This window comes from uncultured Rothia sp., assembly GCF_916715725.1.
GTDB lineage: Bacteria > Actinomycetota > Actinomycetes > Actinomycetales > Micrococcaceae > Rothia.
This window is the reverse complement of the sequence record NZ_CAKAPD010000007.1, coordinates 45,484-58,175: the sequence shown is the minus strand read 5'-3', so window position 1 is coordinate 58,175 and position 12,692 is coordinate 45,484. Positions and strand designations below refer to the sequence as shown.

At 57.9% G+C, this 12,692-nt stretch carries 7 protein-coding genes; all 7 read right to left on the bottom strand.

Going from position 1 to position 12,692, the window contains the following annotated elements; all coding sequences use genetic code 11:
* Positions 1-72 precede the first annotated feature (72 nt).
* Positions 73-1,191, bottom strand: a complete 1,119-nt coding sequence (gcvT, locus tag QZ822_RS05535) for a glycine cleavage system aminomethyltransferase GcvT (protein WP_294643206.1) — start codon at positions 1,189-1,191, stop codon at positions 73-75.
* 172 nt (positions 1,192-1,363) lie between these two features.
* Complete coding sequence (gene gcvP, locus QZ822_RS05530) at positions 1,364-4,204, bottom strand: aminomethyl-transferring glycine dehydrogenase (RefSeq protein WP_294643204.1); 2,841 nt, start codon at positions 4,202-4,204, stop codon at positions 1,364-1,366.
* 284 nt (positions 4,205-4,488) lie between these two features.
* A complete protein-coding gene (locus tag QZ822_RS05525; RefSeq protein WP_294643202.1) occupies positions 4,489-5,709 on the bottom strand; it encodes a nitrate/nitrite transporter in 1,221 nt (406 codons plus the stop codon).
* Between the two features lie 30 nt (positions 5,710-5,739).
* Complete coding sequence (narI, locus tag QZ822_RS05520; RefSeq protein WP_294643200.1) at positions 5,740-6,573, bottom strand: respiratory nitrate reductase subunit gamma; 834 nt, start codon at positions 6,571-6,573, stop codon at positions 5,740-5,742.
* 26 nt (positions 6,574-6,599) lie between these two features.
* On the bottom strand, positions 6,600-7,340 hold the full coding sequence (gene narJ / locus QZ822_RS05515) for a nitrate reductase molybdenum cofactor assembly chaperone (RefSeq protein WP_294643198.1): 741 nt from the start codon (positions 7,338-7,340) through the stop codon (positions 6,600-6,602).
* Between the two features lie 3 nt (positions 7,341-7,343).
* The gene (gene narH / locus QZ822_RS05510; protein ID WP_005504921.1) at positions 7,344-8,957 is read right to left on the bottom strand and encodes a nitrate reductase subunit beta; all 1,614 of its coding nucleotides are present in this window, start codon (positions 8,955-8,957) and stop codon (positions 7,344-7,346) included.
* On the bottom strand, positions 8,957-12,676 hold the full coding sequence (locus tag QZ822_RS05505; RefSeq protein WP_294643196.1) for a nitrate reductase subunit alpha: 3,720 nt from the start codon (positions 12,674-12,676) through the stop codon (positions 8,957-8,959). The genes narH and QZ822_RS05505 overlap by 1 nt, the downstream gene beginning before the upstream one ends.
* Positions 12,677-12,692 lie beyond the last annotated feature (16 nt).

The window sequence follows — 12,692 nt, the reverse complement described above, 5'->3', positions numbered from 1 at the left end:
CAGTGCAGAAAAGGCGCCGTGCCCACACAGGACACGGCGCCTCTCCCCTACAGATTACCTGCAGAAAAACTCTTACTTCTCACGCTTGTAGAACGGCAGAGCCACAACATCAAACGGAGCACGCTTACCGCGGATATCAACATCCACAGTAGAACCAACCTCAGAGAACTCACGGTTCACCAGCGCCATAGCAATCGGGAAGCCCAGAGTCGGGGAAGGAATACCGGAGGTAACCTCACCAATCTCATTGCCCTCAGCATCCACCAGCTTAGAACCGGCACGAGCAGGACGCTTCGCCTGAGCCTTCAAACCAACCAGGATGCGCTTCGACTCGCTCTTAGCCAGCTCAGTCAGAGCCTCACGACCCACGAAGTTAGCAGCCTTCTTCTCCAGAGCAATCTCAACCAGGCGGCCCAGACCGGACTCAAACGGAGTAATCTCAAGACCCAGCTCGTGACCGTACAGCGGCATACCAGCCTCAAGACGCAGGGAGTCACGAGAAGCCAGACCGGCAGGAATCATGCCGAAAGGCTCACCGGCAGCAGCCAGCTTATCCCACAGCTCAACAGCCTTCTCATTCGGAACGAACAGCTCAAAACCGTCCTCACCGGTGTAACCGGTACGAGCCAGCAGAACATCAACGCCAGCAACAGTCAGCGGCACCGAAGCGTAGTACTTCAGCTCGCGGACAGCCTCCTCATCAGAGACGCCAGCAGCCAGCAGAATCTCCTCAGCACGAGGACCCTGAACAGCAATCAGAGACGTCTGATCCGACTCATTGACGAACTCAACCTTGAAATCGCCCAGGCGCTCGCTCATCGCAGCAAAGTCAGTGTCAATGTTCGAAGCGTTCGGAACAACCATGAACTCCTCATCGCCCAGACGGTAAGTAATCAGGTCGTCAATCACGCCGCCCTTGTCATTGACCAGGATCGAGTACTTCGCCTTACCGACCTTCAGGATGGACATGTTCGACACCAGAGCGTAATCCAGGAACGCACCCGCATCCGGACCGGTCACACGGAACTCACCCATGTGGGACAGGTCGAAAATACCGGCACGGGTACGGACAGCCTCGTGCTCAGCAACGTCATTAGCGTACTTCAGGGGCATATCCCAGCCGCCGAAGTCGGTGAAAGAAGCGCCAAGCTTCTCGTGGACAGAGTACAGAGAGGTCTTCTTGGGGGACATTAGATTCTCCTCACGCACAGCCTTGTGCTGTTATCGTTCAATCGTCGTAGATTTGATTCACCCCCACAGACACAAGATACGCTGCGGAGGCGACCCCCACCCGCCCCCAGAAACCTGAGGACGGGTGAGGCAGGTAGACCGCTACAGCCTACCCAGGAGCGTTATAGGCTCCTTATGCTTCCAGGTCGAAAGCCTCCATCGGGGGGCATTCGCACACGAAGTTACGGTCACCGCCAGCGCCGTCAATACGACCCACCGAAGTGAAGTACTTGTTAGCGCGCAGGCTCGGAACCGGGAAAGCTGCCTGGGTACGGCTGTAGGGGCGATCCCACTCATCAGCGCTCACCACATCAACGGTGTGCGGTGCGTTGCGCAGAACCGAATCCTCCACAGCGACCTTGCCCTCAGCCACCTCGATAATCTCGTCGTAGATGGTCTCCATTGCCTCAATGAAGCGGTCCAGCTCTTCCTTCGACTCAGACTCAGTCGGCTCAACCATCAGGGTGCCCGGAACCGGGAACGCCAGAGTCGGAGCGTGGAAGCCGAAGTCCATCAGACGCTTGCAGACATCCTCAGCAGTCACGTGAGACTGATCGGTCAGCTGGCGCAGGTCCAGGATGCACTCGTGAGCGACCAGACCGCCGGGGCCGGTGTACAGCACCGGGTACTTGTCGTTGAGCTTCTTCGCAATGTAGTTAGCGTTCAGCACCGCGTACTGCGAAGAGTCCTTCAGACCCTGAGCACCAGTCATCGCAATGTACATCCAGCTAATCGGCAGAACACCGGCAGAGCCGAAGAACGCCTGCGAAATCGGCAGTGCAGCATCGTTGGGGAGCTTACCCTCAGCATCAGCGCGGTATGCGTCACCGGGCAGGAACTTCGCCAGGTGCTCACGAACAGCCAGCGGGCCAACACCGGGGCCGCCACCACCGTGAGGAATGGAGAAGGTCTTGTGCAGGTTCAGGTGCGAAACGTCGCCACCGAACTTACCGGGCTGAGCGAAGCCCATCTGAGCGTTCAGGTTCGCACCGTCCAGGTACACCTGGCCGCCAGCCTCGTGAACCAGCTGGCAAACCTCAGCAACCTGCTCCTCAAACACACCGTGAGTGGAGGGGTAGGTAATCATGATGCCGGCAACCTTGGGACCGTACTTCTCGATCTTTGCCTTCAGGTCGTCAACATCAATAGAACCGTCAGCCGCAGTTGCCACACCGGCAACCTTCAGACCAGCCAGAGCAGCAGATGCCGCGTTAGTACCGTGAGCAGACAGCGGAATCAGGACGGTGTCGCGCTCGTGGTCACCATTAGCCTCGTGGAAGGAACGGATAGCGCGCAGACCAGCGTACTCACCGGTCGCACCCGAGTTCGGCTGCAGGGAGATAGCATCGTAACCGGTAATAGCAACCAGCCACTCGCTCAGGTCCTTAATCAGCTCGTGCCAGCCCTCAGCCTGATCCTCCGGGACCAGCGGGTGAATATTCGCGAACTCGGGCCAAGAGATGGGCTCCATCTCAGCAGCCGCATTCAGCTTCATGGTGCACGAACCCAGCGGAATCATGGTGCGGTCAAGCGCCAGGTCCTTATCAGCGAGGTGACGCAGGTAGCGCATCATCTCGGTCTCGGAGCGGTACTTGTGGAAAATCGGGTGCTGCATGTAATCATCGGTACGCAGCAGCTCAGCGGGCAGATCGTACTGTGCATCTGCCTCACCCAGGGTGCCGCCCAGAGCCTCAACCAGGCTCTTGAGCAGTTCCTCACCGTGAGATTCACCCACGGAAATACCAACACGGTTCTCGTCGAAGCGGCGGATGTTCACGCCAGCTTCCAGAGCCTTCGCAACCAGCTCGTCAGCGCGGCCAGGAGCCTCCACCACAACAGTGTCGAAGAAAGTGTCGTGAGCAATGCCGTAGCCCGCAGCCTTCAGCGCAGTAGCAACACGAGCGGCGTTGGTGTGCAGACGGTTCGCGATAGCGCGCAGACCCTCAGGACCGTGGTACATCGCGTAAGCGCCAGCAACAATCGCCAGCAGAGCCTGAGCAGTACAAATATTGGAAGTAGCCTTCTCACGGCGGATGTGCTGCTCACGAGTCTGCAGAGCCAGACGGTACGCAGGCTTACCGGCAGAGTCCTTAGAAACACCCACCAGACGACCGGGCATAGTACGTTCCATACCCTTATGAACAGCCATGTACGCTGCGTGCGGGCCACCGAAGAAGAAGGGCAGACCGAAACGCTGAGTGTTACCCACAGCAATATCAGCACCCAGCTCACCCGGGGACTTCAGCAGGGTCAGAGCCAGCAGGTCAGCAACAACGGTGACCAGAGCATTACGCTCCTTAGCGGCCTTAATCAGCGGCTCAATATCGCGAATCTCGCCTTCATTACCGGGGTACGCCAGAACGACACCGTACAGGTCGCCCTCGGGCAGGCCCTCAGAGAAATCAGTAATCACGAAAGGAATGCCGAGCATCTCTGCACGACCACGAGTCACCGAAATAACCTGAGGCAGGCAACGGGAGTCAATAGCGAAGAAACCGTTCTTCACCTTGCGGTTTGCACGGTGCATCATGACAGCAGCTTCAGCCACCGCAGAAGCCTCATCCAGCAGGGAAGAGTTAGCAATCTCCAGGCCGGTCAGCTCCATCACGGTGTTCTGGAAGTTCAGCAGAGCCTCCAGACGACCCTGAGAAATCTCAGCCTGGTACGGGGTGTAAGAAGTATAGAAACCGGGGTTCTCCAGAATGTTACGGCGCAGAACCGCGGGAGTTACAGCATCGTAGTATCCGGCACCAATCATCTGGGCGAGAACCTTATTCTTCGCTGCATAGCCGGCAATCTTTGCCTGAGCCTCATGCTCCGACAGCGGAGCAGGCAGCTGCAGATCGCCGTCAAGGCGAATCTGAGAAGGGACAACAGCGTCCATCAGCGCATCCAGGGAAGAATATCCCAGGGTTTCGAGCATCTGCTCTGCGTCTGCGGAACGGGGGCCGAGATGACGTTCAATAAAGGACATAGGGTTCTCCTATTGGTCGGCGCAAACCGTAGAGGGGGCACGTCGCGCTATTGCGACGAGTCGAACATCTTAAGTGTCCCACATCTCCACAAAGTTTTGCCAGCTTTACCAACATTTGACATGCCTAAACATCAAACTCTTCTGCCCCACTAAACCCCCTCCCCGTCAGACGAAAAACAGCAGAAACACACAAAGTCCGGCTCGTTCCCTCCGAAGAGAAAACGAGCCGGACTCAGTCAAAACAAACTTCACATACATCCCGCAGAAGGATGTATTAGAAGACCCTACTTAGCGTGGTTGGGCTTGCCACCGTGCGGCACCAGGAACGCCGACAGGAAAGCCAGAGCCGCAGTCACAGCCAGCAGCATCAGACCGATGAAGTAGTTGTTGTGCTCCTGGTTGTAGGTTGCACCCATCACCAGCGGCGGGAAGAAGCCACCCAGAGCACCAGCAGCAGCAATCACACCGGACACCGCGCCAACGTTCTTCGGGTCAGCTGCACGACCCACCCAGCCGAAGACCGAGCCGTGGCCCAGACCCAGCAGAGCAGCCATCAGAATGAAGACAGCACCATACACGTGCTCAGCATTAGGCTGGAACGCGGTAATAACTGCCAAGATCACCACACCGCCCAGGGAGATGAGGGAGATAACCTTCGGACCGAACTTATCAGCCAGAACACCACCGAAGGGACGAGCGATCACAGCAGCAGCCGCAAAGCCAGCCGCACGCATACCAGCATCGTTAGCGTTGAAGCTGTAGATGTTGCTCAGGTAAGTAGGCAGGTAGTTCGAGAATGCCACGAACGCACCGAACACAACAGCGTAGAGGAAGCACAGCTGCCAAGTGGTCTTCACCTTGAATGCCTGAACAATCTTCGGCATCAGCGGAGTGACCTCACGGCCGATGGTTGCCGGGGAGTCCTTCAGGAACACGAAAGAAATCACAGCGGTCACTGCACAAATCACAGCGACCAGGATGTGAGTCGGGAAGTAACCGATACTCTGCACCAGGCGGGGGGTAGCGAATGCGGAAACCGCAGTACCCACCATGCCCGCACCGAACACGCCGGTTGCGAAGCCCTTCTTCGATACGTCATACCATGCCGAGCTGAAGGGAATACCCACAGCGAACACGGTACCAGCAATACCCAGGCAGAAGGAGACAATCAGCAGCATGGGCAACGAGTTCATCTGACCAGCCACGCCCACCAGCAGAACCAGCGGTGCACTGATAGCCAGAACAACGGTGAACATAATACGACCACCGTAACGGTCAGTCAGACCGCCGATAGGAATACGGCCGATAGCGCCGATAAAAATCGGCATAGCGACCAGAACACTGGTCATACCAGCGTCCAGGTGCATCTGCTTGGCATACATTTTTGCAAGCGGGCCGACGATGGTCCATGCCCAGAAACCAATGGTCGAGGCGAAGGTTGCCAGCAGAACGTTAAAGAGCTGACCCTTCTTTAGGTCGTAGCTCGGTGCAGCAGGGGTGCTCATATTTCCTCTTTTGCAATATGGATGTGTGTATTAGCGGTCGGCGCGCTCACGCGGGAGAGTGCCTACCGGATCCCAACCTCGACGTGCACCAACACGCTGGCCGCCACGAGAGCGGTACACGGTGTAGGGGCGGAAGAGGTAGTGCAGGGGCACAGTCAGTGCGTGCACCAGGCGGGTAAAGGGCCAAATGATGAACAGGACCATAGCCACCACGATGTGAATCTTGAAAGCCACAGGAATATTCACCATCAGGGCCACCTCAGGGTGGAAGTAGAACAGCGAACGGAACCAAACAGCAATGGTCTCACGGTAGTTGAAGTGAACCTCGTGACCATTCACCGGAGGCAAACCGCCCGAGGGGTTCACTGCCGAAAGCAGAGTAGCCGCGGTACCAGCGAGAATCACCAGAACCAAAACGACATACATCAGAACATCATTACGAGTGGTAGCCGAACGAACACGAGAGTTCGAAGCACGGCGACCAATCAGAATAAACATACCAATAATGGTCGCAATTGCTGCGGCAGAACCAACAACCAGCGCCATCATGTGGTAAGCATCTTCCGACAAGACGTAATCAGTCAGGAACTTAGGAACCACCAGGCCACCAACGTGACCAAGGAAAACGGCCGCAAGACCGTAGTGGAACAGGGGCGAAGCGATGCGCAGCAGCTTCGACTCATAGACCTGGGACGAGCGGGTAGTCCATCCGAACTGGTCAGTACGGTAACGCCAAATGGTGCCACCAATCAGAACGACCAGTGCAACATAGGGCAGAACGCCCCACAGCAGGATGTCAACAATACCCGGATCGGCTACAGCCTGTGCAGCATGTCCTGCGTTCTCAGAAGCAAGTACGTACACGTGTTGTCTCCTCACAAGGGATAAAACTAGTTAGAACGAGCCGAAGCCTGCTGAAGTAGCTGATGATCAGCGTAACCATTCAGGCCAACAGTCTCGACGGGAGGGCCGTAGCCAGCCATCTTCTGAACCTCCTCCTGAGTCTGCGGAGAGACGCCAGGAAGGGTATCGCAGATGCTCTGCAACAACCCGTAGTGGGGCAGATTTCCGTCCTTCATGGACAGACGAAGAAGCTCAAGGGACGGACGGTACGCCTGCAAAGCAGAACGGCCCTTACGGCGATCCACCAGCGCACAGAACTCCAGCACCAGCGGCAGGTAATCCGGAAGCTCACCATTCAAAACGGTCAACATACCGGAGTCGCGGTACATCTGCTTAAAACGCAGAAGAGTCTCACCACGGCGGCGGGTATCGCCATCGGTCCAGTAGGACAGATGCAGAGAATGACGGCGCGAAAGGTCGTATTCCTGCACGTACTCAGACTGCACATCCTCCAGGTCCTTAGAAGTCAGCCACTGCTGAACCGCATCAACGGCAGCAATGAAAGCCTCATCCTGGGTGGAAGCGGAGATCTCGACCAGTTCGGGCAGAACCTTCAGAATTTCCTCGTCAGGGTAGCCCAGGAGCATACCGCTCACCTGGTAAATCACCGAGTCCTTATCCTCGCCGGGACCGTAATCGATATCGAACGGGTTCTCCGGCTGAGCCGGCTCCGAGACCGCAGCCTCGGAACCGGCCTTGCCCATGAGCTTGGAAAAAAATCCAGCCACTTATTACTTCTTTCCGGTGGTATTCGGGAAGAGGCCATCAGGACGGGAAGAACCGTCCCAGCTGAACAAGCTGACCTTGTTGTTAGCCTCGTAGACACCGGTGGACACGGGGGTCGGGCGACCCTCCATGTCGTTGAACGCATCGCCGTACATGCCGGGTCCGCCATCCACGCTCAGGGAGCAACCCATTTCCTCAAGGTTGTGGGCGTCTTCCATGTGAGCCTTAGGAATGACGTAACGCTCGTTGTACTTAGCGATAGCCATCAGGCGGTACATCTCGTACACCTGCTGACCGGTCATGCCGACAGCCTGAGCGATCTCCTCGTTGCCTTCGCCACCGAGGTTGATGTCACGCATGTACGAACGCATTGCAGCCAGGCGGCGCAGAACGTTAGTAACAACCTCAGTGTCACCAGCAGTGAACAGCTCAGCCAGGTACTCAACCGGAATACGGAGAGACTCAATAGCGCCGAACAGGTTGTTGCTGTTCTCTGCATCGTGGCCCTGCTCCTTGAGCAGGTCAACAATCGGAGACAGCGGCGGCACGTACCAAACCATCGGCATGGTGCGGTACTCGGGGTGCAGGGGCAGAGCCACCTTCCACTCCTTCGCCAGCTTGTACACGGGCGACTTCTGAGCTGCAGTAATCCACGCATCGGGGATATCGTTCTTACGAGCCTGCTCAATCACAGCCGGATCCGAAGGATCAAGCATCAGCGACAGCTGAGCCTCGTAAAGGTCCTTCTCATCCTCAACCGAAGCAGCCTCAGTCACGCGGTCTGCATCGTAGAGGAAGATACCGATGTAGCGCATACGACCAACACAGGTCTCAGCACACACAGTCGGGATACCAGCCTCAATACGGGGGTAGCAGAAGGTACACTTCTCAGCCTTACCCGTCTTGTGGTTGAAGTACACCTTCTTGTAGGGGCAGCCGGTGATGCACTGACGCCAACCACGGCAACGGTCCTGGTCAACCAGAACGATGCCGTCCTCAGCACGCTTGTAGATAGCGCCGGAGGGGCAAGAAGCCATGCAGGAGGGGTTCAGGCAGTGCTCACAAATACGAGGCAGGTAGAACATGAAGGTCTGCTCGAACTCGAACTTAATCTTGTCCTCAGCCTTCTTGCGAACCTTCTCAACCAGCGGGTCCAGGTGACCGTACTCGGTCGCACCAGCCAGGTTGTCGTCCCAGTTCATACCCCACTCGACCTTGGTGTCCTCACCGGTGATGAGGGAGACCGGCTTAGCAGCCGGGAAGTCATCACCCAGAGGAGCACTGGTCAGGTTCTGGTAATCGTAGGTCCAGGGCTCGTAGTAGTCGTTCAGCTCGGGCTGAATCGGGGAAGCGAAAATCGTGAAGAGCTTCTGGAAGCGGTTACCGCTCTTGAGCTCCAGACGACCGCGCTTGTTCAGCACCCAGCCGCCCTTCCACTTCTCCTGATCCTCGTAACGGCGGGGGTAACCCTGACCGGGACGAGTCTCAACGTTGTTGAACCAGACGTACTCGGTACCGGCTCGGTTCGTCCATGCCTGCTTACAGGTCACGGAGCAGGTGTGGCAGCCGATGCACTTATCGAGCGCCATCACCATAGCAACTTGTGCCATAACGCGCATTAGAAAGTTACCTCCTGGGACTTACGGCGACGGATGTACGAGACGATGTCTCGCTGGTTACCGGTCGGTCCAAGATAGTTGAAGGCGAACGCCTGGTGAGCGTAGCCACCAATCATGTGGGTGGGCTTCAGAAGAATACGGGTCACCGAGTTGTGAATACCACCGCGCTTACCGGTGACTTCAGACTTCGGGCTAACCATACGCTCCTGAGCGTGGTAAACGAAGCAGACGCCCTCGGGCATACGGTGCGAAACAACCGCACGACCCACGAAGACACCGTTGGTGTTCACACACTCAATCCACTCGCCATCCTTGACGCCAATCTTCTCAGCATCCTGCGGGCTCATCCACGCAGTCGGACCACCACGGAACATGCTGAGCATGTAGTGGTTGTCGAAGTACTGCGAGTGAATTGCCCACTTGTTGTGCGGGGTCAGGTAGCGAACAGCAACCGAAACACCATCGGTAGTACCGAGCTCAGGCTCGTTGTACAGGCCGGTCATGTCCAGCGGCGGACGGTAAATCGGCAGAGCCTCGCCCATTTCGTGCATCCAGTCGTGGTCGAGGAAGAAGTGCATACGGCCGGTCAGGGTGTGGAACGGCTTCTTCTTCTCGATGTTGACGGTGAACGGAGCGTAACGGCGACCGCCGGTCTCCGAACCGGACCACTCGGGGGAGGTCATCACGGGCTGCGGTGCGGCCTGGGTCATGGGGAAGGTGATACGACGTTCCTCGTTACCTTCTGCCAGGTCCATCAGGTGCAGACCGGTCTGCTTCTCGAGCTCCTTGAAGCCCTTGATAGCAACCTCACCGTTAGAGGTACCCGAAATCATCATGATGGATTCGGCGATCTTCACATCGGTGTCCAGTGCCGGACGACCTGCGCCCTTACCGGAGTCCATCACACCGAATTCCTTAGCCATCTTGGCAACTTCGTGCTTCAGATCGTAAGTGATGTACTTGGTGGTGGCACCGAGCTTGTCGAACAGCGGGCCAACGGTGGTGTACATGTCGTACAGTGCGCCGTAGTCACGCTCGACAGTGACGAAGTTCGGCATGTTCTTGCCGGGCACACCCACCATACCGGGGGTGTTCTTCCAGTCGGGTGCGTGACCGCCAGGCTGAGCAATCTGGCCGGGGGTGTCGTGCAGCAGCGGGACCGAAACGATGTCCTTGCGGACGCCGAGGTGCTTCTTAGCCAGGCGAGTGAACTCGTACGCCAGTGCCTTGAAGGTCTCGTGGTCGGTCTTTGCCTCCCACGGCGGGTCAATTGCCGGGGAGAACGCGTGCAGGAACGGGTGCATATCGGTCGAGGAGATATCGTGCTTCTCGTACCAGGTAGCAGTCGGCAGAACGATGTCAGACAGCAGGGTCGTGGAGGTCATACGGAAGTCCGAGGTGACCAGCAAATCCAGCTTGCCCTGAGGTGCCTCATCAACCCACTTCACTTCGTTCGGCAGCTTCTCCGAATCGGAGCCCTGGACGTTGTCCATGCTACCGACCAGGTGCTTCAGGAAGTAGCTCTCACCCTTAGCGGAGGAACCGAACAGGTTCGAACGCCACAGGGTCAGGGTACGAGGCCAGTTGATGGGGTTGTCAACGTCCTCAACGGAGAACTCCAGGTCACCGGAGTTCAGGCGCTGTGCAATGTAGTCCGCGTTCGAGGAAGCCTCGCCGCGTGCCACTGCCTGCTCTGCCTTATCGGCCAAGTCCAGCGAGTTCTCGGGGAACTGCGGGTAGAACGGCATCCAGCCCATACGGGTAGAACGTGCCACAACGTCAGCAGTGTGAACATCGCGCAGCTCGCCCTTAGCTAGCGGGGACTGCAGGTAGTCGGTGGAGTATGCATCCTGACGGAACTGGTCAGTGTGCATGTACCAGAAGCCGGTACCGATCATGTGACGCGGCGGACGGCTCCAGTCCAGAGCGTTCGCAATGTTGGTCAGACCAGTCAGCGGACGTGCCTTCTCCTGGCCCACGTAGTGAGCCCAACCGCCACCGTTACGGCCCTGGCAACCGGTCAGGTTCAGCAGGGAGAGAATAGCGCGGTAGGTGGTGTCAGCGTGGTACCACTGGCAGATACCTGCACCGAAGATAACCATAGAGCGGCCGCCGGAATCCAGGGCGCTCTTAGCGAACTCGCGGGCAACGCGGATAACAGCCTCGGCGGGGACAGAAGTAATCTGCTCCTGCCATGCCGGGGTGTTCTGAACGTTCCAGTCCTCGTAGTCCTTAGCCCAGGTGCCGGGCAGACCCTCACGGCCCACACCGTACTGTGCCAGCATGATGTCGAAGACGGTGGTAACCTCGTGGCCTTCAACGTAGGCTACGGGCACACCGCGGGTAATGACGTCGCCGTGACCCTTCGGGTTATCGAAGGTCGGCATCTTAATCTCAACAGCTGCAGACTGGCCCTGAGGCAGGTCGCGGATCGACAGAATCGGCTTACGACCCTGCAGGTCCAGGTTCCACTTGCCCTGATCTTCCTGAGCGTAACGGTGGCCCATGGTGCCGTTGGGCACGAAGACCTCACCGGTCTCGCGGTCCATCAGGACGGGCTTGAAGTCAGCGTTAGCCTGCTCAGCCTCACCAGCGAGCTTAGCTGCGGTCAGGAACTTGGAGGGGACCTTCACGCCGTCTTCGCGGGTTTCCAGGGTGACCAGGAAGGGAAGGTCGGTGTAGGTCAGGGAGAAGTCCTCGAAGAACTCGACACGCTGGTCGACATAGTTCTCCTTGAGGATGACGTGGCCCATTGCCATAGCCAGTGCCGCGTCGGTACCTGCCTGTGCGGGCAGCCACTCGTCAGCGAACTTGGTGTTGTCGGCGTAGTCGGGGCTCACGGTGACAACCTTGGTACCGCGGTAGCGAACCTCGGAGACCCAGTGAGCGTCCGGGGTACGGGTCAGCGGAACGTTTGCACCCCACATGATGAGGTATGCAGCGTCCCACCAGTCGCCGGACTCGGGCACGTCGGTCTGGTCACCGAAGACCTGCGGGGAAGCCACGGGGAGGTCAGCGTACCAGTCGTAGAAGCTGGTCATCACGCCGCCCATCAGCTGGATGTAGCGAACACCCGCGCTGAAGGACACCATAGACATTGCCGGAATCGGGGTGAAGCCGGTGTTACGGTCGGGACCGTAGTACTTGATGGTGTGCACGTGAGCAGCAGCCATCAGCTCGAGAGCCTCAGCCCAGGTCGAGCGCACCAGACCACCCTTACCGCGTGCGTTCACGTAGCGTGCACGCTTAGCGGGGTCGGACACGATGGAATGGAAGGCGTCCACGGGGTCGTTGTGGATTGCCTTCGCTTCGCGGTACATCTCCAGCAGGAGACCGCGAACGTAGGGGTACTTAACGCGAGTGGGAGAGTAGGTGTACCACGAGAATGCTGCACCGCGGGGACAACCACGGGGCTCGTACTCGGGGCGGTCGGGACCAACCGAGGGGTAGTCGGTTTCCTGTGCTTCCCAGGTGATAATGCCGTCCTTGACGTACACCTTCCAGGAGCAGGAGCCGGTGCAGTTCACGCCGTGGGTAGAGCGAACTTCCTTATCGTGGCTCCAACGGTCGCGGTAGAAGGCGTCACCTTCACGGCCGCCTTCACGGAAGACGGCGCGGCCGTCTTCAGTCTCATCCCAGCGGGAGAAGAACTTACCGAACTTGATCAGCTGATCGGTAAGGGGGCCGTCCGGGCCCTTAATCTGTGATGCTTGTTCCATACTGCCCAATATATCG